The organism is Kyrpidia tusciae DSM 2912 (genome assembly GCF_000092905.1).
In the GTDB taxonomy this organism is placed as follows: Bacteria; Bacillota; Bacilli; order Kyrpidiales; family Kyrpidiaceae; genus Kyrpidia; species Kyrpidia tusciae.
Map to the genome: position 1 here is coordinate 472,550 of NC_014098.1, position 22,325 is coordinate 494,874.

19 protein-coding genes are annotated in these 22,325 nt (G+C 59.6%); 12 read left to right on the forward strand and 7 right to left on the reverse strand.

The genetic code is table 11. The features are described from left to right. The first annotated feature begins 45 nt into the window (after positions 1 to 45). The 6 genes from BTUS_RS02415 to BTUS_RS18290 all read left to right on the forward strand — a co-directional run bounded on the left by BTUS_RS02415 (position 46) and on the right by BTUS_RS18290 (position 6,674). Positions 46 to 510, forward strand: a complete 465-nt coding sequence (locus BTUS_RS02415) for a YwhD family protein (RefSeq protein WP_013074539.1) — start codon at positions 46 to 48, stop codon at positions 508 to 510. A 17-nt stretch (positions 511 to 527) separates the two neighbouring features. Then, positions 528 to 2,006: an aminotransferase class I/II-fold pyridoxal phosphate-dependent enzyme gene (locus BTUS_RS02420; RefSeq protein WP_041304752.1), complete on the forward strand. Its 1,479-nt coding sequence runs from the start codon at positions 528 to 530 to the stop codon at positions 2,004 to 2,006. Between the two features lie 93 nt (positions 2,007 to 2,099). Beyond that, positions 2,100 to 4,049 (forward strand): spore germination protein, encoded by a 1,950-nt coding sequence (locus tag BTUS_RS02425; RefSeq protein ID WP_013074541.1) that lies wholly within the window; start codon positions 2,100 to 2,102, stop codon positions 4,047 to 4,049. Next, positions 4,046 to 5,137, forward strand: a complete 1,092-nt coding sequence (locus BTUS_RS02430) for a GerAB/ArcD/ProY family transporter (protein WP_013074542.1) — start codon at positions 4,046 to 4,048, stop codon at positions 5,135 to 5,137. The genes BTUS_RS02425 and BTUS_RS02430 overlap by 4 nt, the downstream gene beginning before the upstream one ends. Before the next feature lie 2 nt (positions 5,138 to 5,139). After that, the gene (locus BTUS_RS02435; protein ID WP_013074543.1) at positions 5,140 to 6,471 is read left to right on the forward strand and encodes a Ger(x)C family spore germination protein; all 1,332 of its coding nucleotides are present in this window, start codon (positions 5,140 to 5,142) and stop codon (positions 6,469 to 6,471) included. Positions 6,472 to 6,497: 26 nt separating this feature from the next. Then, positions 6,498 to 6,674 carry a hypothetical protein gene (locus BTUS_RS18290; RefSeq protein ID WP_013074544.1) on the forward strand — a complete coding sequence of 59 codons (177 nt, stop codon included), beginning with the start codon at positions 6,498 to 6,500 and terminating at the stop codon, positions 6,672 to 6,674. 4 nt (positions 6,675 to 6,678) lie between these two features. On the opposite strand, the gene BTUS_RS16615 is transcribed toward BTUS_RS18290, so the two are convergent. Beyond that, entirely contained in the window at positions 6,679 to 7,416 is a 738-nt protein-coding gene (locus BTUS_RS16615) for a manganese efflux pump (protein WP_013074545.1), read from the reverse strand. 200 nt (positions 7,417 to 7,616) lie between these two features. On the opposite strand from BTUS_RS16615, the gene BTUS_RS02450 reads away from it, so the two are divergent. Beyond that, positions 7,617 to 8,888 carry an HD domain-containing protein gene (locus BTUS_RS02450; protein ID WP_013074546.1) on the forward strand — a complete coding sequence of 424 codons (1,272 nt, stop codon included), beginning with the start codon at positions 7,617 to 7,619 and terminating at the stop codon, positions 8,886 to 8,888. A 219-nt stretch (positions 8,889 to 9,107) separates the two neighbouring features. Continuing rightward, positions 9,108 to 10,337 carry a glycosyltransferase family 2 protein gene (locus BTUS_RS02455; RefSeq protein ID WP_041304758.1) on the forward strand — a complete coding sequence of 410 codons (1,230 nt, stop codon included), beginning with the start codon at positions 9,108 to 9,110 and terminating at the stop codon, positions 10,335 to 10,337. Positions 10,338 to 10,424: 87 nt separating this feature from the next. Here BTUS_RS02455 and BTUS_RS02460 read toward each other — a convergent pair whose 3' ends face one another. Continuing rightward, a complete protein-coding gene (locus tag BTUS_RS02460) occupies positions 10,425 to 10,757 on the reverse strand; it encodes a YunC family protein (protein WP_013074548.1) in 333 nt (110 codons plus the stop codon). A gap of 180 nt (positions 10,758 to 10,937) precedes the next feature. On the opposite strand from BTUS_RS02460, the gene BTUS_RS02465 reads away from it, so the two are divergent. After that, entirely contained in the window at positions 10,938 to 12,011 is a 1,074-nt protein-coding gene (locus BTUS_RS02465) for a M42 family metallopeptidase (protein WP_013074549.1), read from the forward strand. 71 nt (positions 12,012 to 12,082) lie between these two features. Here the strand turns inward: BTUS_RS02465 and BTUS_RS02470 are convergent, their stop codons facing one another. Next, positions 12,083 to 12,340 (reverse strand): hypothetical protein, encoded by a 258-nt coding sequence (locus BTUS_RS02470; RefSeq protein WP_013074550.1) that lies wholly within the window; start codon positions 12,338 to 12,340, stop codon positions 12,083 to 12,085. Between the two features lie 101 nt (positions 12,341 to 12,441). On the opposite strand from BTUS_RS02470, the gene BTUS_RS02475 reads away from it, so the two are divergent. Continuing rightward, entirely contained in the window at positions 12,442 to 13,611 is a 1,170-nt protein-coding gene (locus tag BTUS_RS02475; protein ID WP_013074551.1) for an alanine racemase, read from the forward strand. 530 nt (positions 13,612 to 14,141) lie between these two features. Here the strand turns inward: BTUS_RS02475 and BTUS_RS02480 are convergent. The 3 genes from BTUS_RS02480 to BTUS_RS02490 form a co-directional block, all read right to left on the reverse strand. Continuing rightward, the gene (locus BTUS_RS02480; protein WP_013074552.1) at positions 14,142 to 15,005 is read right to left on the reverse strand and encodes a 2-oxoacid:ferredoxin oxidoreductase subunit beta; all 864 of its coding nucleotides are present in this window, start codon (positions 15,003 to 15,005) and stop codon (positions 14,142 to 14,144) included. 2 nt (positions 15,006 to 15,007) lie between these two features. After that, the gene (locus BTUS_RS02485; protein WP_013074553.1) at positions 15,008 to 16,738 is read right to left on the reverse strand and encodes a 2-oxoacid:acceptor oxidoreductase subunit alpha; all 1,731 of its coding nucleotides are present in this window, start codon (positions 16,736 to 16,738) and stop codon (positions 15,008 to 15,010) included. A gap of 105 nt (positions 16,739 to 16,843) precedes the next feature. Continuing rightward, the gene (locus BTUS_RS02490) at positions 16,844 to 17,806 is read right to left on the reverse strand and encodes a GntR family transcriptional regulator (RefSeq protein ID WP_013074554.1); all 963 of its coding nucleotides are present in this window, start codon (positions 17,804 to 17,806) and stop codon (positions 16,844 to 16,846) included. Between the two features lie 395 nt (positions 17,807 to 18,201). Here BTUS_RS02490 and BTUS_RS02495 point away from each other — a divergent pair, with 395 nt between their 5' ends. Together BTUS_RS02495 and serS are read left to right on the forward strand one after the other, a co-directional pair. Next, positions 18,202 to 19,503, forward strand: a complete 1,302-nt coding sequence (locus tag BTUS_RS02495) for a transposase (RefSeq protein WP_013074555.1) — start codon at positions 18,202 to 18,204, stop codon at positions 19,501 to 19,503. A gap of 259 nt (positions 19,504 to 19,762) precedes the next feature. Next, positions 19,763 to 21,049 carry a serine--tRNA ligase gene (serS, locus tag BTUS_RS02500; protein WP_013074557.1) on the forward strand — a complete coding sequence of 429 codons (1,287 nt, stop codon included), beginning with the start codon at positions 19,763 to 19,765 and terminating at the stop codon, positions 21,047 to 21,049. 91 nt (positions 21,050 to 21,140) lie between these two features. Here the strand turns inward: serS and thiO are convergent, their stop codons facing one another. Then, positions 21,141 to 22,259 (reverse strand): glycine oxidase ThiO, encoded by a 1,119-nt coding sequence (gene thiO, locus BTUS_RS02505; protein WP_013074558.1) that lies wholly within the window; start codon positions 22,257 to 22,259, stop codon positions 21,141 to 21,143. Between the last annotated feature and the right edge of the window lie 66 nt (positions 22,260 to 22,325).

The following is a 22,325-nucleotide window of genomic DNA, read 5'->3' on the forward strand; positions in this document are numbered from 1 at the left end:
TGCTACAGGTGCCGGCCGGAACGGCGCGACAAAGGGGGAGCCCGGGTGGAAGAGCTGGAGTTGACCGGACAGACACGACACAAAACGCCGGACGAACTCAGCGGCTTGACGGCCGTGATTCTCGATGGCGAGAACGTTTATGTGGACAAGGGGGCACTGCACGCCAAGAGCCGGGTGGAGCGGGGCATCTCATTCTCCGACGATCCGGCCCGGCGCGGGCAGGGCAGGCGGGTGGCTCTGGTGTGGGTGTCCTTGGGGCGCAGTGAGCAACATCAACCTTGTGTCCACGGGCTGGGCGCCTGTGAGATGTGGGTGAACGAAGACGATCAAACCGGCTATAAGCGGTTGGCGGAACACGTGAACCAGATGGATCAGGCGGTCAAAGGACGAGTGAGCGTGGATGTTCTCGGTTCAGAGGAACGGCGGCGGTTGGCGGACTTTTTTGCCGAGAACCACCGGGATGTATGGGAGGCTTCGTCGGCGTCCCTGCGGGATGCCTTGCTGAGATGAAAAAGGAGCGGGACTCTTTGGACCAAGGGTCGACGCCTTTGTTCACCGCCTTGATGGAGCACGCTAGGCGTCGGCCTCTCCAATTTCATATACCCGGACATAAGGCGGGGACCGGGGCGGACCCGGAGTTTCGGGAGTTCCTCGGGGATGCCGCCTTTTCCATTGATTTGATCAACATTGCCCCCCTGGACGATTTGCACCACCCGGAGGGGGCGATCCGGGACGCCCAGCGGTTGGCCGCGGCCGCCTTTGGCGCCGACCATACATTTTTTTCCGTCCAGGGAACCAGCGGTGCCATCATGACGATGATCATGGCGGTGTGCGGGCCAGGGGACAAGATTCTGGTTCCGCGCAACGTACACAAGTCGGTCATGTCCGCCATCATTTTGTCCGGGGCCCATCCGATTTTTATGCCGCCGGAGATCGACGAACGAATCGGCATCGCCCACGGCGTCAGTGTGTCCACCGTGAAAACGATGCTGAATTGGCATCCCGACGCCCGGGCGGTGCTGGTGATCAATCCGACCTATTACGGAGTTGTCGCCGATCTCCGCGCCATCGTGGCCCTCGCCCACGACCGGGACATACCCGTCTTAGTCGACGAGGCGCACGGCGCTCACATCCATTTTCATGAGGATCTTCCGATATCGGCCATGGACGCCGGGGCGGACATGGCGGCGACTAGCGTTCACAAATTGGGCGGATCGCTGACGCAAAGTTCGGTGCTCAACGTCCGGCAAGGTCGGGTGGATCCCCGGCACGTTCAGGCTGTCCTCAGCATGCTGACCACCACGTCGACATCGTACTTGTTGCTCGCCTCCCTGGATACGGCCAGGCGCCAGTTGGCGGTCCGAGGGCGGGAATTGATCGCCCGGGCTCTGGATCTGGCTCGGGAGGCCCGGGATCGGATCAATCAGATCGAGGGGCTGTATTGTTTTGGGGAAGATGGCCTGAAAGGTTCGGCGGCGGTGGCCTACGATCCGTTGAAGCTCACCGTGTGTGTGAAAGATCTGGGGATCACCGGGTACGACGCGGAGCAGATCCTCCGGGAACGGTTCGGCATCGAGGTGGAGTTGAGCGACCTGTACAACATTCTCTGTATTGTCTCCCCGGGGGACGGAGAGGAGGAAATGAGAGCGCTTGTCGAAGCCCTGGAGGCCTTGGCGGCGGAGTTTCACCACCAGATCGGCCAATATCCCGTGGAAGTGAAAACCCCGGTGATGCCCCTGCTCGCCATGACGCCGAGGGAGGCGTTTTATGCCGAGACCGACACCGTCTCCCTCCAGGATTCGGTGGGACGGATCTTCGCGGAAATGTTGATGGTCTATCCCCCGGGGATTCCAATCCTGGTACCCGGGGAGATCGTCACCGAGGCCAGTCTGGAGTACATTCGCGAGCATATGAATGCCGGTCTGCCGGTGCAGGGCACCGATGATCCCGAGGTGCGCCGGGTGAAAGTTGTTCGCCGTCCGGTGGAAGAACTCCTTCGCATATAAGAAACGGGTATCCAACATACTCTCCAGCCCATGGCTGGGGAGTTTTTTTGTGCCATGGGGAATACTACCGGTGCTGTTGGAGGAGGTGTTCGGGTGTTGGATTTCCGGCGGTGGGTGAAGCGGCTGTTCACCGTGGACGATTCGATTCTGGATGCCACCTTTTCCCTGGGAGAACGGGAGAATGGGATGAAGGGGCCGGGTGGGGGTTCCGAGGGCGACGAGAAAAAAAGCGCAGGTAAACCGGACAAACCCAACGAGGCTCGGGACGACGACCGGGACGATGAACAAAAGCCGTTGAGCCTGCAAAAACCGATTCCCTTGTCGGAATGGGCCAAAAAGGAAGGGAAAAGGGAAGTCGTCCGGGGGGGATCTGAGCCGGACGCCGGGGACGACCCGATCCCTGTGTCCCTCGACTCCCTGGAAGACATGCTGAACAAGACCTTTACCCTCCCGCAGAATAAAGACATTATCGTCCGCCATCTCACCATTGGCCTTCCCGAACCCCGGCGTGCCCTCCTCGTCTTTGTCGACGGCATGGTGGACAAAGTCGTCATCAACAATTTTATCCTCGAACCTCTTATGCTCCTGGCTTCGGTCCGGCCGGATACCGATTCCGGGACGAAGGATATGGAGCGGGTTTTGCGCACCCTGGTGCCCGGCAACCAAGTGGAGCGGGTCTCCAAATTCCGCAATGCCGTCAAGCAGTTGCTCATGGGCAACAGCGTCCTGTTTATCGAGGGACTCGGCGAAGGATTGGCGGTGGAAACCAAAGGCTGGGACACCCGCAGTGTCTCCGACCCGAAGTCCGAGCAGGTGATTCGGGGTCCCCACGAAGCGTTCACCGAGAATTTCCGCACGAACACCGGCCTGATCCGAGCGCGGCTGCGCTCTTCCCGACTGGTGACCGAAATCATCCAGGTCGGGCAAACCACCAAGAACGACGTGGCCGTGATGTATTTGAAGGGCGTGGCCAACCCCAAGCTGGTGGAGGAGGTCAAGCGCCGGGTCAACGGGCTGAGTTTAGATGCGTTGATCGACAGTGGGCTTTTAGAGCAGTACTTGGAAGATCCGCCCACCACTTTGTTTCCGAAAATCCTCTCCACCGAACGGCCGGACCGGGTGGTGGCGTTTCTCGTGGAGGGGCACGTGGCGCTGCTGGTGTCCGGGAGTCCCTATGCTCTCGTCGTGCCTCTCAGTTTTTGGTCTTTGCTCCATACGCCAGAGGACGCCTATCTTCGCTGGCCTTTCGGGTCTTTCATCCGGGTGATTCGGTTTGTGTCTCTGCTCATCGCCGTCCTCCTCCCAGGGCTGTACATCGGCGTGGTGAATTACCATCCGGAGATGATTCCTACGGACCTGATGATGGCCATCGCCGCCTCAAGAGAGACGGTCCCCTTTCCGGTCATCGGCGAGGTACTCCTCATGGAGTTGGCCATTGAGCTGATTCGGGAGGCGGGCATTCGGATCCCTTCGGTGATCGGCCCGACCATCGGCATCGTCGGGGCATTGATTCTGGGGCAGGCGGCCGTCCAAGCGGGCATCATCAGCCCCCTGCTGGTCATCGTCGTGGCCGTCACGGCCTTGGCCTCTTTCACCACGCCGAACTACAACCTTTCCTTTGCCGTGCGGGTGATGCGGTTTTTCTTCATCGCCCTGGCGGCGGCCTTCGGTTTTTACGGGGTCACCCTGGGGCTGGCCGCAGTTCTGGGGAATCTGGTCAGTGCCAAATCCTTCGGAGTGCCCCTGATGTCGCCGGTGGCGCCCCACCGGCATTCCAATCCCGACATTGTCCTGCGCGGCCAAGCCTATGAACAGGAGTTGCGCCCCGAGTATCTGCGCACGGGCGATTCGCGAATGCAGGAACCCATCAACCGCCGGTGGGATGCGTGGAGCCAGGCCATTCGCCCGCAGCCTGCCAAGGAGGGATCGCGGGTGGATGATACCGGGGCCAACCGGCGAAAGGACGATTCCGGCGCAAGGGGGCAGGGCCAAGATCGCGGAAATGGCGAATCCGGTGGAGAAGGCGGGGGGAAAGACTCATGATGCACACCGGGTATGTCGGCTCCAAGGAAGCCAGGAGCTTTTTAGCTATTGTTTTTAGTGCGTCGATTGCCTTGACACTCCCTCAGGATCTGGCTTTGTCGGCCGGCCGGGCCGGATGGCTGTCCATGGTGATCGCCCTGCTCGTGGCCCTTTTGGCCTGTGCGCTATTCTCCCGCATCGCCGAGCTCGCCCCGGGGAATTCGGTGATCGCCATGGCCGGACAGTGGTGGGGGAGTGCAGGCCGGTGGATTGTGGGCGTGATGTTGTGGGGATATTTCGTCCTCATCACCGCTTTGGTGACCCGAGCTTTTGTCGAGGCGGTGATCGGCACGATTCTGCCCAGGACCCCGGCCCACGTCGTGATGTTTCTGTTCATGGCCGTCACCGTGTATATCGCTTACTACGGGATCGAGACCCTCAGTCGGCTCTCCCAGCTGGTGGCCGTCGTCCTGTTGGTGGGATTTTTGCTTCTGTTGGTCGCGGATCTGGGCTGGATGGATCATCGTTACTTGTACCCCGTGCTCGGTCCAGGTCTCGGCACGGTGGTGGCCGCGGGTGTGGCAAAGTCCTCGTATTTTTCCGAGCTTGTCCTTTTGGGGCTTATGTTCCCCAGCATTCGGGTCGTTCGGGATAGCGGCCGCATTGCCCGGGGCGCCGTATGGATTGCCGGAGTGTTGATGATCCTCATGGTTTTGGGCTACACCCTGTCCTTCCCTCCGCCGTCCGGGGCGGACAACCCGTTTCCTTTTTATCAATTGGCCCGCTTGGTGTACCTCGGCCGTTTCATGCAACGGATGGAAGCGATCTTCGATGTTCTCTGGGTGCTGTCCGCCGTCATCTATATTGCCGCCGGGCTGTGGGCTGCAACGCAAAGTTTGGCGCAAGCGGGCGATTTGCCGGTTTACCGGCCTCTGGTGTTTGCGACGGCCGCCCTGGTGTACGGAGTGGCTTCTCTGCCCGCTGATTACGTGCAGACCGCCGACCTCACAAATCGTTACCTGCGCACCTGGGGATGGGTCATGTTGCTGGGCCTTCCGGCGGTGCTATGGGTCGGGGCGGTCATCAGCCGGCGCCGAAGGGAGGGGTAGAGGTGCGGCGGTGGTGGTTGGCGATGATGGCCGTGGCTTTTCTATTCGTCAGTGGTTGCTGGGATCGCACGGAATTGGAGGAAGAGGGGTTCGTGCCGAGTTTTGCCATCGATACGGGGCCGGCTCCGGGGATGTACGTCTACACCTTTCGCATTGCCGTTCCCCGGGAAATGAGCGGCCCTTCGGGTTCCCCGGGAGGAGGTGGGGGCGGCGGCGAAGGAGGCGGGGAGACGGAAAAAGGCAGCAGATCGGTGAGCGTTGTGGCCAGAAGCCTCGGGGAGGCTATCAATTTGGTGAACAGTACGGTGGAGCGGCGGTTGGATTTTGTTCAGTGCCAATATGTCCTTTTCGGCGAGGGCGTCGCCAGGGAGGGAGTTTCTCCCCACGTCCTCGATCTCCTGCGGTTCCGGCAGTTCCGGCGGACCATGTTCGTGGCAGTGGTTCGGGGCAAAGCGGCGGATTCGTTTAAAGAAAACAAGCCCGTGTTGGAGAGCTCTGTCACCCGGTATATCGAGGGGTTGCAGAGGCTGAAGACCTTTACGGGGATGGTCCCCGTGGTGCAGCTTCATCGCTTTGCCCGGGCGATGGATACCGATTCCGAAGACGCCTTTACGTCGGTCTTGGCGATCAATCAGGCGGTGAAAGCCCAGGACCGGAGTAAGGCGTCCCAGAAGCCCGGGGCGAGTCAAGGCGGCGGAAAGGAATCTGAGAGCTCGGGTGAAAAGGCTCGCAGTGAGCAACAACTGCAGAATCCCTCGGTGAATTTTGAGGCGGGGAGAATGCAGCGGGTAGGGGGAAACCCCGAGGAGTTTCCGGGTGCTGCAGTGTTTCGGGGGGACCGCTTAGTGGAGATTTTGGATGGTCAGGAAGGGAGAATGCTGTTGGCGCTGCGAGGGGAGTTGCTCCACGCCTTCCTGACGTTTCGCGTCCCCCAGGGTCGGTTCACAGTGGAAGTTCAGCAGCACGAAGGGGGACCGGCGATGAGTTACAACTTGGCGGGGAGTCGCCCCGTCTGGCGCATTGCCCCGGAGTTCGACGTCGATCTGGTGAGCGCCGTGGGGAATTTTGACACCCAAAGCCATCAAGGGCTGTCTCAGTTGCGCCAGTGGGCGGAGCAGGAGTTTAATCGCCAGGCGGAACGACTGGTGGCGAAATTGCAGCGGGACGGATCGGACGCTCTCGGCCTGGGGCTTTATGCCCGAAGAGATTTTCTCACCGATGCTGAGTGGCAGAACTACCGGTGGCGGGAACGCTATCCTCAATTCTCGATTCAAGTGCAGAGCCGGTTCGTGATCCGCCGGGTGGGCAATCTGTTGACGTCCAAGAGGATCTGACGGAGGGCACAAGGGAGGGATGGAGGGTGCTCCTGAAATGGTTGATCGCCGGGGTGATCCCGTTTGTGGTGTTGGTGTATACGTACAATCTCAGTCGGTGGCTGTGGAGGCGGGGGCTGCGCTCGGGGGCGGTGGGATCGCTGTTCGTCGGCGTTCTGGGATTCGTGCTGTCGGTGTTGGGGGCTTGGCGCCCCTGGGAGTAACGAGTCAAGAGAGACACTCATAGACCCCCAGGAGCACGAGGAGGATTCCTGCGATAAAATGCGAGTATCGTCCGAACCAATGCTGCCCTGCGTACTGGCCAATGCGCACGCCGAGGTCTGTGAGCAGGTAGCTGAATATAGCGGTCAGGACCGCAGCTCCGGCGGCAGAGAGATCGGTCAGGCCGGCTGCAAAGCCTCCCGCCAGACAGTTGATTCCCAGGGCAATTCCCAATATGAGCGCTTCCTTCCAGGAGATCGATCCACTTCGGTCCGCGTCCGCGGAGACCGGAGTGCGAAAAACGGCGAACACCGCCGGAGGCTCGGCGCTCGCCGAGGGCGTGGACGCTGCCGTTCGCCGGGATTCCGGGCGAGGTGAGGTCCGAACGGCATGGGGGTCCGCGAGATTTCGGGACCCTCCGGCCTCAAAAGGGGTTTCCGGCGCATTCCGGGAGTCGTTCGGCGAGTCTTTGTCCGGTGGGGTCTGTCCTCCGGATCGAACCACCCAAACCCCGATGGCGATGATGATCACCCCACCGAGAACATTGGCCATCTGCCTGGGAAGGAACAGGGCCACGGTGCGGCCGCCATACGCGGCGAGGCCGGTGGCCAAAGCGGCCATTCCGGCGATCAGGGCGTTGGAGGTCCAGGGCAGTTTCACCCGTTTGAGTCCCAAACCGATGCCGATCCCGAGGTTGTCGAGATTCGATGCTAGGGCCAGGACCAGGAGTGCGATCCATTGCACGGGAAAGCCCCCTTCCTGGGTGTCTGCCCACAACATATGAAGGAGCCCATCGGGGGGTTCCGGCACGGGAAGATGCCTGTGATTTCGGAAACGTTACTCTTCTTTGGTGCCGCCGGGGTGCCGCCGGGTCGACGGGAAGGCGCTGAGGTGGTAACCTGTAGAGGCGGGCTTTGTCTGATGGCGATGTGGGGGACGGGCGGATGGAGCAGGCAAAAGAAAAAGTGTTGAAAGATCCGGTCCACAATTACATCCGGGTGAGGGATCCATTCATCTGGCGGCTGATTAACACCCGGGTTTTTCAGCGACTTCGGCGGATTCGACAGTTGGGGACTTCCTTCTTGACGTTCCACGGCGCCGAACACAGCCGGTTCACCCATTCCCTTGGCGCGTACGAGACCATGCGCAAAGTTGTCGAGCATTTTATGCGGAATTACGGGTGGACCCCCGGGGAGCGAACTCGGCTGTTGGCTTTGGCTGCGGCTTTGCTTCACGACATTGGGCACGGGCCTTTTTCCCACGCCGTGGAACCGGTGACAGGCCAGCGGCATGAAGGGTGGACCGTTCGGCTGTTGCGGGAAGAAGCGGAATTGCGGGCAGTGCTCGACGATGTGGATGACCGGTTTGCCGAAGACGTGGCAGGGGTTATTGCGGGGGAAACTGATTTTCCGCTCCTGCACCAGCTGATCACCGGTCAACTCGATGTGGATCGCATGGATTATTTGCTTCGGGATGCGCTTTATACCGGGGTGGCGTACGGGCAGTTTGAGTTGGAGCGATTGATACGCGTCATGATTCCAGGACGGGCTGAGGTCTTGGTTCGGCCGAGCGGACGCCTCACCGTGGAGCAATACATGTTGGCCCGGTATTTTATGTACGCCCAGGTGTATTTGCATCCAACGACGGTGGGGTCAGACCTCCTGGTGCGGAAGATTGTGGAAAGGGCGATAATGCTTCGCCGGGAAGGGGTCTTAAAAGATGTACCCCCTTTGTGGGATTCGTGGATGAGCGGCCTGGAGGATCCCGGGGAATTGTCCATCGAGGCCTTTCTCGGCATGGATGACGCCGTGTTTTTGGCAGGCTTACCCGGATGGGAGCGCTCCGGGGATCCGATACTCTCTGACCTCGCCGGGAGGTTGCTTCATCGGCGATTGTTTGAATCGGTGCCTGTGGCCGAATGGACTCCGGAAGTGGAGCGCTTGGTCCGGGAGGCTTTTGTTCAGGCCGGGCTCGATCCGGACAGTTACGCGGGCTTTGTTCACGTGAGCATCGATGGCTCCGGGAACCGGGAACCCGTGTGGCTCTCGGACGGGGGCGGCAAGTGGGTGAATTTCTTTGAACAGTCTGTGCTCCTTCGGAATCTGCCGCCCATTGCGGTAAAACGTTTGTACTTCCCGGGCGACTTGGTGGAGTCCGGGGGGGATCGGGCGGCGTCCCTCCGCAAACTCCTTGCTTCCTTGTCCCACGAAGGCTGAGGGTGAACGCGCGTCCCGGGTTCTCCATAGTCTCGGGTGCGGGCCTGGTCAAGGGGGGTTGTGTAAGATTTTCCGCCCGTGGTATAGTGGGTGAGAACTGAGCTGTCTGTGTCATACTATGCCCTGACGGCGCCGGCTGGCCGAAGGCGGCGGTGTCGCGGGGACGGCCCTGCGGGGACGGGAAAAGAGAGGGAGTCGTGGATGGATTTTGTATACGCAATGACGAACGGCTTTTTTATCCTCCTTCAGGTGGTGGCGGCGGTGGTGGGCATGTACCAGGTCGCCCTGTCGTTGTTTGGACTGCGGCGCCGCCATAGGACGAAGGAGCATCCACCGACGAAATCGTTTGCTGTCCTCATCGCGGCACACAATGAGGAAAAGGTCATTGCTCCGCTCATTGAAAACTTGAAGCATCTGGACTATCCGAAGGAACTGTACGATGTCTTCGTGATTTGTGACAACTGTACAGACCGGACCGCCGACATTGCCCGGGAAGCCGGGGCAATCGCCTACGAGAGGTTCGAGCCGGAAAAACGTGGCAAGGGTTTTGCCATTGAGTGGATGTTGGGACAGTTGTGGAAACGGCCCCGGGAGTACGATGCCGTCGTCATGTTTGACGCGGACAACCTCGTCTCGCCCAATTTCCTACAGGTCATGAATAACAAGCTGTGCGAAGGGGCCAAGGTGGTACAGGGGTATTTGGATGTGAAAAACCCCTTCGATTCCTGGGTGAGTATTTCTTACGGATGTTCCTACTGGTACACGAACCGCATGTGGCAGTTGGCGCGGTACAATCTTCATTTACCCAACGCTTTGGGTGGAACCGGGGTCTGTGTCGAGACCGCGCTATTAAAGGAGATCGGGTGGGGGGCGACGAGCCTGACCGAGGATCTCGAATTCGGAGTGCGCTGTGTGATGCGCGGGGTGTACCCGACCTGGGCGCATGATGCCCGGGTGTATGACGAAAAACCACTGACGCTCAAAGCATCGATGCGCCAGCGGCTACGTTGGATGCAGGGTCATTTTGATTGTTTTCATCGGTATTTCTGGTCATTGTTGCGGGAGAGCCTGCGAAAACGCAGCTTGGCCATGTTTGATTCGGCGCTCTATCTGTTTCAACCCATGCGGATGTTGATCGTGCTCTTGACGACGGGGATGTTGTATTTTCAAGTGTTCTCCCCGGGTTTCTTTGAACTCACGAACATCAGCACCCTCTTTCCGAACTGGTTTTGGGTCAGCATGAACATTTTCTTGTTCGGGCAGCTGCCCCTTGCCATGTTGTTGGAGAGAGTGCCCTTGAAGGCGTTGTTGGGCTTGGTGATTCTTCCCGCATTTACGTTGACCTGGTTTCCGGTGACGACAGCGGCTTTCTTTACTCGCAAGAATCGAGTGTGGGACCATACGCTACATACCCGGGCGATTCGCTTGGACGAGATCCGGAGCCGATGAGATTCTTTTGACGGCCCGCCCCGGCGCGGGCCGTCGGTGTCGTTCCGGCAGGGGGTAACGTCGCTGTGGCGAGTTGGACGGGATGTGCTAGACGGTTTTTCCAGATGCTTTTTCCCGGGCCAAGAGGAGAGCGATGGCGGTTCGTCCGCGAATCCCGGGATGCCAGCCGACGGCCGCTGCGGCGTCGGTTACTTGTTCTAAAGGAGCTGCCAGAAGCTCTTCCAGGGTTCTGACGCCAACCGCCCGTCCGGCGATGATCTCCCGGTTTCGGAGGCGGGTGTTGAGCAGGGATACGTCCAGTGCACCGCACATGATGTATCCCGTAGCGGTGGCGACGGCGAGAAGATTCGTCTTTGGGAGGGCGATCTGGACAGCGATGGCGGTTCCTTCATCGAAGGTCAAAGGCTCCACACGGATCACGCTCATGCCTCCCCCGTTGGGATATTTCCCACCGAACCATTCTATGGCCGGTCGACACCTTGCGGTGACGGCGGAAGGCTAAACTCCCGGTTTGAGATGAGATTTCCAGGCGGAGGAATGTGCACAGCTGGTCATGGATTGGTGGAGAGATCTGGGGAATGGAATGGAGGAGAGAGTGCTATGGATGCTTCACTGGAGTTGTTGAGGGAGTTAACGGAAGCCCCCGGCGCCCCGGGAGCCGAGGGGCCTGTACGGGAATTGATGAGGAAGCATCTCGAGGGGCTGACCGACGAAGTTTCGCAGGATGGCCTTGGCAGCATTGTCGGCAAGAAGGTTGGGGATCCTGCGGGTCCCAAGGTCATGGTCATGGGGCATATGGATGAAGTGGCTTTTTTGGTCACCCATATCACCCCGGAGGGTTTTTTGCGTTTTGAGACCTTGGGCGGTTGGTGGGAGCAGGTGATGTTGGCCCAGCGGGTGCGGGTCCTCGGGCGAAAAGGGGAGATCATCGGTGTGATCGGTTCCAAACCTCCCCATGTTCTCCCGAAGGAAGAGCGGGACAAGGTGGTTCGGAAGAAGGACATGTTTATTGACATTGGCGCCGGGAGCCGGGAAGAGGCGATGGAGTTGGGCGTGCGACCCGGCGATCCGGTGGTGCCGATTTGTCCGTTCACCGTCCTGTCGGGAGGCAAATTTATCATGGCGAAGGCGATCGACAATCGCTCGGGTTGCGCGGCGGTGATCGACGTCCTGCGCCGATTGAAAGATACCGACCATCCCAACGTCGTGTATGCCGGGGCCACGGTGCAGGAAGAAGTGGGTTTGCGGGGCGCGCAAACGGCGGCTCAATGGATTCAGCCCGATGTGTTTATCGCCGTGGATGTGGGCATCGCCGGAGACACCCCCGGCTTGTCGGAGCGCGAGGCGCTCGGCAAGTGCGGTCAAGGGCCGCTCGTCCTTCTCTACGACGCCACGTTGGTACCGAACGGTCCGCTCCGGGATCTGGTCATCGATACGGCGGAAGAATTGGGGATCCCGTACCAGTTTGACGCCATGGCCGGGGGAGGAACCGATGCGGGCCGGGCTCATCTGGCAGGGCGGGGGATCCCCTCTATCGTGATCGGATTTCCGACTCGGTACATTCACAGTCACGCGGCTCTGCTGCACCGGGATGATTATGACCGAGCGGTACGGTTGCTGACTGAGGTGGTGAGGCGGCTGGACCGGGAAACGGTGGACCGCCTGATGCAGTAGCTCCACGAATACCGGCGATTCGCCCGGAAAAGTGTGAAAGTGGCCCCGGGGAAGGGAAATTGGGCGGGCAGTTACTCTTTCACCTGGTCCCGTTGGATCTTGTCGATGACTATCTGAAGGGCCAGGGCTGCATCGGGGACCACCGGGCTGCCGTAAACGATGATTTTATCGGTGGCCCGGGGCGTGCCCATGGCGTAATACTCACCTTCCATCGTCTCGAATAGTTCGATATCGTAATCTTGCTGTTCCATCTGAAGAGTGAATGTTTCCTTGCGCAACAAGCGCGCATCGGGTGGGAGTTCTACGGAAGTCCAACTACCGGGGTTCACACCATTCGCTCCTTTCTTTCCAGCGGGTTCTATGACTATTGTACCGATTGTGACGCCCCGGCGCCAGGGAGGTCGGGGCGTCCGCCAAAGGGGGAAAGTCAATGGTGCAGCCGCTCGTTTTGCCATTTATACACGCAGAGTGGTTTGAGACACCGGCTGTGGTGGTCCACCGCCCTACCCTTGATCGCAACATTGCCCGAATGGCCGCTTTGGCTGCCGACGCCAAGGTGGCGCTGCGGCCGCACGTCAAGGCCCATAAAACGGTGGAAATTGCCCGCCGACAGCGGATGGCGGGGACCCAGGGCATCACCGTGGCGAAACTGGGCGAGGCAGAAGTGTTCGCCGAGGCGGGGTTTCGGGATATCACCGTGGCCTATCCGGTGATATCGGCGGTGAAACGGGATCGGTTGGCCGCTCTGGCCGCCCGGGCTCGGGTTACGACGGTTGCAGATGATCTGGAACAAGTGGACCTCCTGGCCCGAATGGCCGAGGAACGGGCGGTGACGGTGGGGTTGTGGCTGAAGGTCGACACCGGGCTGTACCGCTGTGGCATTCCGACGGCCGAGGAGGACCGTGCTGCCGCTGTCGTCTCAAGGATCCTTTTGTGGGAAAAGCGCTGGCGGGAAGAGCCGGGGGGAGGGGTGTATTTTGCCGGTCTGTTGACCCACGCCGGCCACGCGTACGGGGCCGAGTCGAAGGAGGAGGTCGAGGCCATCGCCGAGAGCGAAGGCGAGCAGTTGGCGGCCTTAAAAAAAGCGCTGCAGATGAGGGGCCTGCCCACCCCGGCCCTCAGCGCGGGCTCCACACCGACGGCCGCCCGCGTATCCAAAGTCCCCGGGATTAGCGAGATTCGACCGGGCAACTATGTGTTTAATGACCGAACCCAGGTCCGCCTGGGTGTGGCTAATCCGGAGGACTGTTCCCTTCGGGTGGTGGCCCGGGTGGTGAGTCGGCCGACCCCAGACCGATGTGTCATCGATGCTGGGTCCAAGACGCTCGCTCTGGATCAGGGAGCCCACGGTTCTTCCGGGCTCGAGGGGTTCGGGGTTGTTTGTGGAAAGGAAGGGCTCAGGGTGACTCGGTTATCCGAGGAACACGGGGTAATCGAAAGGCCGAATTCTCGTGTTGAACTTCCTCGGGTCGGACAGGTGGTGGAGCTCATCCCCAATCACGCTTGTCCGGTGGTGAACCTCACCCGGCGATTGGGGGTTGTGGGAGAAGCGGGGTGGGAAGGGTGGTGGTCGGTGGACGCCCAGGGGCGGGTGGAATGATCGGGATGAGGAACAAAATCCCTGCTCCCATCGTCTTATAGACTGGATGGACCCGGAAGAGCCCATAACCAGGGCCCTCGGGTGTCCGGGAAGAAGGGAGTGGGGAAGATGTCTTTGGCGGTTTTACCTCGCGGTCGCTCGCCCAGGCTCAAAACTCCATGCCCACATTGCCACAGTGAGCGGACCCGCTTGGTTCGAATGCTGGTTCAACAGCGTCACGAAAAGTGGATCTGCCTGCGGTGCCGGGAGCAGTTTGAAGTTCGGGGGCGCTAGCTGATATCTTTCGGCGAGGGACAATATCTGGGGACACGATACATAATCCGGCGATCCGCCCCAGAACAAAGGCTGATTCGAGCAGACCGCTTAATCATAGAAAGGACACACCGTTTTTATGGAAGTGAAAGGCCCGGGATATGCCCCGGGCCTTTTCCTTGTGCGCCCTGTATTCCTTGTACCTCCGCCCTGTGTTCGTGTCGGCTTTCCGCTCCCGGCGGGAAAGCGGCGACCCTGCGAAACCCAAGCCTCGTCTCTCAGGCGAACTCTGCGACCAATTCGCGAAACACATCGGGATCCATCTGTAGATTGTGCCGCGCCACGGGCTCGGCTTGGAAACCGGGGATCAACTCCTCATAGGAGGGCCGCTCCTCCCTGTAGATCAATCCGGTACACAGCCCGCCGGTTTCCAATACTTTCTGCATCGCCCGGCTGCGATCCGTCGGGTCGTAGGTCGGGTCGTTCTCCAGGTTGACGATGTGTTGCTTAAACCAGTCGTAGGTGTTGATCTTATTGAAGGTGACGCAAGGACTAAATACATTCACCAAAGAGAAGCCTTTGTGTTGAATCGCCAATTCCACCAGCCGAGTCAATTGGTTGATGTCGCTGGAAAACCCCTGAGCCGCGAATCCGATGCCAGCCCCCAGGGCGAGTTCGATGGGCCGGACGGCGTGCTCGATATTGCCGGTTGGGGTGGTCTTGGTTTTAAATCCGTGACCGCTTGTGGGCGAAGTCTGCCCCTTGGTCAGGCCGTAAATCTGGTTGTCCATGGTTACGTAGGTGATATCCAGATTGCGGCGAACAGCGTGGATAAAATGTCCCAGACCGATTCCGAACCCGTCTCCATCCCCGCCTGCGGCGATGACGGTCAAATCCCGGTTGGCGAGTTTTAGTCCCTGGGCCAAAGGCAATGCCCGACCATGAACCCCGTGGAATCCGTAGGTGTTGATGTAACCGGAAATTCGCCCGGAGCAGCCGATCCCGGATACCACCGCCACCTGTTCCGGCTCCACACCGAGGTTGGCCAGGGCCCGTTGAATCGCAGCCTGCACGGAAAAATCGCCGCAGCCCGGGCACCAGTTCGGCCGGACGTTGTTTCGAAACTCTTTGACCGTCGCCATCGTTACATCCACTCCTTCAACTGTCGGTACAACTCACCGGGCAAGAACGGATTGCCATCGAACTTTTTCACAGACACCGTCGGCGTCGTGACGCCGAAAAACCGCATCAAGTGGGCGAGTTCCCCTGTGGCGTTGTTCTCCACCACGATCACCTTTTTTGCCCTTTCGGTGTACGCCGATAGGGCCCGGGTCGGGAAAGGGGCCAGCACCTTCACATGGACGTGGCCGATTCGGTACCCGTCTGCGGTGAGGCGTTCCGCCGCTTCTTCAATCGGCCCCCGGGTGGACCCGATACCGATCACCAGGGTGTCGTAGTGTTCATCACCGGAGAAGGTCAGGCTGCCGTCCAGCTCCACATTCTCGAGCTTGCGCAGGCGCTTTTCCATCATCTTGGCGCGGTTTGCACTTCCTTCGTCCGGTCGGCCGACCTCGTTGTGTTCCACGCCGGTCACGTGATGGATTCCGCCTTTGACGCCGGGGATGACCCTGGGAGAGATGCCGTCCGGTGTAAGGGCATAGCGCTTGAACAACGATCCGCTCTGCATGGAAGGATCGACTTCGGTAATCAGTTTGCCGCGATCGATCTCGATGGTCTCCGGATGCAGCGGCTCCACCGTCTGTTTCGCCAAGGACAGGGCCAGGTCGGTGATGAGAATGACCGGGCACTGATACCGCTCCGCCAGATTAAACGCCCGGGCCGCTTCATAGAAGCATTCCTCGGCTGTGCTCGGAGCCAACACGATCTTGGGAATCTCGCCGTGATTGCCAAACAGGACGGCGTACAGATCGCTCTGCTCGTGTTTGGTCGGAAGCCCTGTCGACGGGCCACCCCGTTGGGTGTCCACGATCACCACCGGCGTCTCCGTCATGCCGGCCAAGCCGATCGCTTCCATCATGAGAGACAGGCCGGGGCCGGAAGTGGCGGTTATCGCCCGGGCTCCGCCGTAGGCGGCGCCGATGATCATGTTGATCGCTGCGATCTCGTCTTCGGTCTGCACCACCACGCCCCCGACTTTGGGCATTTTTTTAATAAGATATTCCATGATGTCCGATGCCGGGGTGATGGGATAGGCTGCCATCACCCGACATCCGCCGGCCAGAGCGCCGAGAGCCACGGCGTCATTCCCCATCATAAACAGGTGGGAACCCTTGCCCGCCGGGGGTTGCAGCTTCATGTGGGTCCCATCTTTGAGCTGTTCCTTCATGAACTGATAGCCTTGGCGGATGGCTTCCATGTTTTGGTCGACGATTTTCTGGCCCTTCCGGGCAAAGGTGTCGTGAATCACCCCGGAGAAAATATCCACCGGGAGGTCGAGGAGGTACACGGAGGCGCCGAGGGCCACCATATTTTTCATGATGCTCGATCCGGCCGTCTCGGCGAGCTTCGTGAACGGGACGACGTAGAGCTCGGCCTTTACACCCTCCGGCAAGGCGGGATGAAACTTCTCGTCCGCGATGACCACCGCTCCAGGTCGGAGTTCTTTTGCGTTAAAATCGATCGACTCCTGATCGAAGGCGATGAGGATGTCTAGAAAATCGGCGCTGGCCAAGCGGCGCTTTGTGGAGACCCGAACTTTATAGTTCGTATGTCCACCCTTGATGCGCGAGGAAAAATGTCTGTACCCGTAGATGTAATACCCCTGCCGATTCAGGGCCGTGGCGAAGGTTTCGCCGGTACTGTCGATCCCTTCCCCCTGCTGTCCTCCGACCTTCCACGACAATTCCTCCAACATACTTTGAGTCACTCCTCTAGTCGTCTTGAAAACATCTGGGAACCGCTCCAGCCGCCCTCAGCCACAATATAACCGAAACCTGGTATCTTTACGCGATGCGCGTTCTCACCCCCGGCGCACGTCAATGAGTGCCGCGCGCAACAAGTTAATGGATGCCACATCGGGTTGATAGATGAATTCGATGACCTCCTGGCGCCGGCGACAGAGTCGTTCCACCTCGCGCCGCCGTCCCGGGGAGACGATGACACTGTCCATCTCTTCGACGAACCATGCGAGTTCCTCGGGATCCGACGTGGTGGTCACCGACAGGTCCAGACCGTCCAGGCCGGCATTTTTCAACGCCAGCTGCACTTTTCCCGCGAAGTTTTCCGAACGGCACACAAGGCCGATCCGCCGACCGGCGGGAATGCGGGCGATGCGAACAATGGTGTCCATCTGCGGTTCTAAGGAGATGGCCAGCACATTGCGTTTCGGTCCCAACAACTCCTTGACCTCATCGTAATGAAAAAATGTCGTGATCACGAGGTCTGCGGAGGTCACCTTGGGGAGGTGCACTTCGACATTCTGCCGGAGTTCATCGAGGACGACGGGTGTGATGGACACCCCCGAACGGAACTGAATCCGACGGGCAAAATAATCCACTTGCTCACGGTTACACTCGATAAAGGTCACCTGGATGAGGGTGAGCAACTCCCGCTTCTGCCTGGCCCGCACCGCCGTCAGTTCGGCGAACTCTTCAATCGAGAAACCGAGCTGCAGACCTTCTTCCATCGCCACGTCGATGATCTTCATTAAAAGGTCTTTGCGGTTCTCAATGCGGACGGCGTCGTCTCGATCACACACAAAGGTTCCCCGTCCCTGAATGGACGTGAGAACCCCTTCGGCTTCAAGCTCTTGATAGGCTTGGCTTACGGTGTTGCGGCTCACCTGGAGACGTTCGGACAGTTCTCGTTCCGTCGGAAGTTTGTCGCCCGTCTTCCAATGTCCGTTCCGGATCTGTGCGAGGACGGCCTCCTTGACCTGTATGTACAAGGGGATGCCGTTCTTGCGGACGATGGGAAAGGACATCTAGGGCTCACCTCCCGGTTGTGGTGAGGGCGACTGTGGCTCAATGGATTGATCCATTAACCTTTTTCAATGCAGCCCTATTATACTCCAACGGTCAAGAGAAAGGGAAGGACTCTTGAAGATTTCGTGAACAACCTGTAGACGATAACCTTCGTCCCTTCGTCGGCACCGGGAACGCTGTTCGAGCCTTTTTCGATGCCGAAAAGGCCAGGAGGGATAAGGGGTAAGGAGCAGGGACCAGAAAACTTTCCCCCAAAGAGGGCCAGGAAAGACAGGGGTTTTGAATGGGGGGAGGGATAGATTCGGACAAATTCACCCCAGTCCAATAAGACAGGTGAGTCCTCTTTTGTTAGAATAGTGGTTAGACAAATGATCCAACAAGGAGGACTCACCCTATGGCCATTATACCACAACTCGAACTGTTTTCCTGGGAAGACATTGAGCCGCTTGGAGACTTGGAACGCCTCCGGCTGGTTCTGGAACATCTGCCGGACGAAGCGCTCATGGCGCATCTGGAGAAATCGAGAGGTCATGGACGAGATGACTACCCGGTACGGGCGATGTGGAACTCGATGTTGGCAGGAATCGTGTTTCAGCACCCGTCGATCGAGAGCTTACGTCGGGAACTCTCTCGAAACGGGCAGTTGCGATCGATCTGTGGGTTGCGCGCAGTTCCCAGCGCAGCTGCTTACACCCGATTTCTCCGCAGCTTGATGGAGCACGGATCGTGGATCGAATCGATGTTCGACGAGCTGGTGAAGGCCCTGAGTGAGGAACTTCCGGAGTTCGGGCGTCGTTTGGCGATGGACAGTAAGGCAATCGCCTCGTGGGCGTCCCGTCCCTCGAAAGAAAAGAAGGAAGACGGACGGCGGGATCTGGATGCAGCATACGGGGTAAAAACCTATCGTGGGACCCGCGAGGACGGGAGTACATGGGAGAAAGTGGTCCGGTGGTTTGGCTACAAGCTCCACCTGGTGGTGGATGCTCAGCATGAATTGCCGGTGGCGTATACGGTGACCAAGGGGTCGCGCTCGGACGTCAAAGAAGGGCATGTCCTGCTGGATGAGTTGGAGAAACGCCATCCGGAGATGTTGAAAAAGGCCGAGGTCCTGACGGCCGATCGGGGGTACGACGACTCGAAACTCTTGAGTCGCTGCTGGGATGAATATGGGATCAAGCCCGTGATCGACACGAGGCGACTGTGGAAAGACGGGGAGCAAACGCGGTTGTTACCGGGACACACGAACGTGGTGTATGACGAACGGGGAGCGGTGTACTGTTACTGTCCAGAGACAGGGGCCCGGCAACAGATGAGCAATGGTGGGTTCGAGAAAGACCGGGGGACGCTGAAAAAAGTATGTCCAGCCAAGGCGTACGGGATCACGTGTCAAGGGCGGGAACAGTGCCCCGTGGCCGGAGGGGTGCGGGTGCCGCTCGCGGTGGACCGGCGGATCTTCACGCCGATTGCCCGGGAGAGCTACAAATGGGCAAAGGAATACCGGTACAGGACGGCGGTGGAGAGGGTGAACAGTCGCTTGGACGTCTCGTTTGGGTTTGAACGGCACACCGTTCGAGGGCTAAGGAAGATGCGGATACGTTGCGGTTTGGCGTTGTGCGTGATGCTGGCGATGGCATTGGGGAGGGTGCGGGAGAAGCAGCAAGAACGCATGAGGAGCTTGGTTCGCAGCGTGTCCTAAACGGAACGCGATCGTAGAAGGTGGAGCTCCTGGGCCAGGTAACCAAGAACCTGACCCTGGTTCAGCATGGCCTGAACCATCCAACCTGTGGATGATAAACCAGATAATGGACATACCAAACTCGCCACGCCGATGGGATTCGTGCTGAAGGTTCGGGGAAAAAGGGACATCGAAAAAGGCTCCTGTTCAGTCTCGGTTTGCAATGGGGGGGTATGTCCAGTAATATAAAATTTGAATGTCGTGAAGATGGAGGCTTCCCATGCTTGACATCCAGTACATCCGCCGCCACCCGGACCGGGTGCAAAAAGCGGCCCGGGACAAGGGGATTTCCTTTGATGTCCAAGATTTATTAGAGGTTGACGAACGCCGCAGGCAATTGCTCGGACAGATCGAAGAGCTGCGGGCCCAGCGCAATCAGAAATCGAAACGGACCCCAACCCTTCAGGGCGAGGAAAAACAGTTGAACATCGCAGAGGTGCGACAACTGAACGAGCGTATCAAGGGATTGGAAGACGAACTCGATACGGTCAAGAATCGGTATGAAGAATTGATGCTGCGGGCCCCGGCGGTGCCCTTCGATGATGTGCCGGTGGGGGAGAGCGACGCCGACAACGTGGAGGTGCGCCGGGAAGGACAAGCCCCAATCTTTTCCTTCCCGGTTCGCGACCACGTGACCCTCGGGGAGATGCACGATTTGATCGACATTCCCCGGGGCGTGAAGATCGCCGGCAGTCGGATGTATTTTTTGAAAAACGAGGCGGCTTTGTTGCACCGTGCGGTTATTCAACTGGCGGTGGACCATTTGGTGGCGAAAGGTTTTACCCCGATGATCGTCCCCGTCATGGTCCGGGATCGGGCGATGTTCGGGACGGGGTATTTTCCCTTGGGCAAAGAACAGACCTACGTGATTCCCGAGGATGAATTAAATCTAGTGGGGACCGCTGAGGTGCCCCTGGTTTCTTACTACGCAGATGAGGTCCTCTCCGAGGAGGAGCTTCCGAAAAGGATGCTCGGGATCTCCAACTGTTTTCGGCGAGAGGTGGGATCGGCAGGTAAAGATACCCGGGGTCTGTACCGGGTCCATCAGTTTACAAAGGTGGAACAGGTCGTGATCACCCGGGCCGATGGGGACGAGGCCATGCGGCTGCACTGGGAGCTTTTGCACAATGCCGAGGAGTTGTTGCGCCTCTTGGAGCTGCCCTATCGGGTGGTGGAGGTCTGCACCGGGGATATGGGCCAAGGCCAGGTGAAAAAGCACGATATTGAGACCTGGATGCCCAGCCGCAATGCCTACAGCGAAACCCATTCCTGCTCGAGCTTTTTGGATTTTCAGGCCCGGCGGTCCGGCCTTCGGTACCGGGATGGCGATGGGCAGCTGCACTACTGTTATACCTTGAACAACACGGCCATCGCGTCTCCCCGGATCTTGATCCCATTGTTGGAAGTTCATCAGCAAGAGGATGGATCGATTCACATACCCGCCGCTCTTCGGCCATATCTGGGGGGCCGGGAGTGGTTGCGGCCAAAGCGCGAGGTACAGGAGTGAGGGGCCGGCCTGGGCGCTTGAACCCTGGGCCCGGCGGGCAGGACCTCCGGCACATCGGCGGCCCTGCCCGAGAGGACCGGGTGAAAGGGGTCTAACGCCGGGTGATTCGGAGAGGGTCGAAAGCCTCGAGCAGAGGATCTCGCTCTCCGCTGACCAGCCACTTGGCCATCAATCGGCCGGTGATGGGCGTGAGCAGGATACCGTTGCGGCCGTGCCCCGCGGCGATCCACAGGTGCTCCGTATCGGGGATCGGCCCGAGATAGGGAAGATTGTCGTCCGACCACGGCCGAAGGCCCACCCGCACTTCAGACACCGCGAGGCCCTGGAGGTCGGTCACCCGGGACCCCGCCCGGGCGGTCAGTTGAGCGATTCCCGCAGCGGAGGGCTCTCTGGACCAGGTTTCCCGCTCTTCGGTGGCCCCGAGGTATATGCGCCCGTCTTGTTTCGGAACCAGGTAGATGTCTTTGGTAAAAATAGTGTGGCGCAGGGGCACGAGCCCCGCGTCGAGAAAAACCGCTTCTCCTTTGACCGGGAATATCCGGCCGCGCCATTCCGGCCGCTGGAGGAGCAGGGCAGACCACGCCCCCGCCGCCACCACCACGGTGCCCGCGGTATACGTGTCCAGGGCCGTGGTGAGTTGAACCCCGCCGTTGGTCTCTTCCAATTGAAGAATCGGCTCACCTTCGCGGATCGTGGCTCCTGCTTGTACGGCGCCCCGGGCTAAAGCTTTGGCCAGACGGGGCGACTCCACCCGGTGGTCGTCCGGGAGGTACAGTGCGCCTTCGCAAGGGGGCAGGGGGTAGCCCAGGGCGTTTCTCACGTCTTCGGGTGACCACCACTCCGCCCGCTGCCCGGCCCGGCGCTGCCACTCACCCCGGGCCCTGAGTTCTTCCGCTTCCTCGGGAGTCGATGCGACCCGCACCATTCCCTCGGCGGCGTATTCCGGATCAATGCCCGTTTCCTCTTTTAACGACTCACACAGCGCAGCAAATTCTTTGCGGCTGGCGACCCCCAGTTCGAACAAAGGCCCGGGCTCGTGCATTTCCACCTGGGCACCGAGCATGCCGGCGCCGGCGTGGCTCGCTTGGCTGGAGAGGGTCTCGGCCTCGAACAACCACGGCCGCACGCCTTGCTTCGTTAAGTGATACGCGATGGACGCTCCGATCAACCCTCCGCCGATGACGGCAATTTCGATCCGCTGTTCCCTCATGATTGAACCTCCTCCAATCCGTTCCAAGGGGTGAATGGCTGCCCTGGGCACCCTCGGCGACAGCCC

What these genes read in the sequence shown, in the direction of transcription:
- thiO (WP_013074558.1), bottom strand. Translation starts at nt 22,259, where the DNA reads ATGAGGGAACAGCGGATCGAAATTGCCGTCATCGGCGGAGGGTTGATC.
- BTUS_RS02490 (WP_013074554.1), bottom strand. Translation starts at nt 17,806, where the DNA reads ATGTCCTTTCCCATCGTCCGCAAGAACGGCATCCCCTTGTACATACAG.
- BTUS_RS02455 (WP_041304758.1), top strand. Translation starts at nt 9,108, where the DNA reads ATGACGAACGGCTTTTTTATCCTCCTTCAGGTGGTGGCGGCGGTGGTG.
- BTUS_RS02430 (WP_013074542.1), top strand. Translation starts at nt 4,046, where the DNA reads ATGATGCACACCGGGTATGTCGGCTCCAAGGAAGCCAGGAGCTTTTTA.
- BTUS_RS02465 (WP_013074549.1), top strand. Translation starts at nt 10,938, where the DNA reads ATGGATGCTTCACTGGAGTTGTTGAGGGAGTTAACGGAAGCCCCCGGC.
- BTUS_RS02475 (WP_013074551.1), top strand. Translation starts at nt 12,442, where the DNA reads ATGGTGCAGCCGCTCGTTTTGCCATTTATACACGCAGAGTGGTTTGAG.
- BTUS_RS02450 (WP_013074546.1), top strand. Translation starts at nt 7,617, where the DNA reads ATGGAGCAGGCAAAAGAAAAAGTGTTGAAAGATCCGGTCCACAATTAC.
- BTUS_RS02485 (WP_013074553.1), bottom strand. Translation starts at nt 16,738, where the DNA reads ATGTTGGAGGAATTGTCGTGGAAGGTCGGAGGACAGCAGGGGGAAGGG.
- BTUS_RS02480 (WP_013074552.1), bottom strand. Translation starts at nt 15,005, where the DNA reads ATGGCGACGGTCAAAGAGTTTCGAAACAACGTCCGGCCGAACTGGTGC.
- BTUS_RS02495 (WP_013074555.1), top strand. Translation starts at nt 18,202, where the DNA reads ATGGCCATTATACCACAACTCGAACTGTTTTCCTGGGAAGACATTGAG.
- serS (WP_013074557.1), top strand. Translation starts at nt 19,763, where the DNA reads ATGCTTGACATCCAGTACATCCGCCGCCACCCGGACCGGGTGCAAAAA.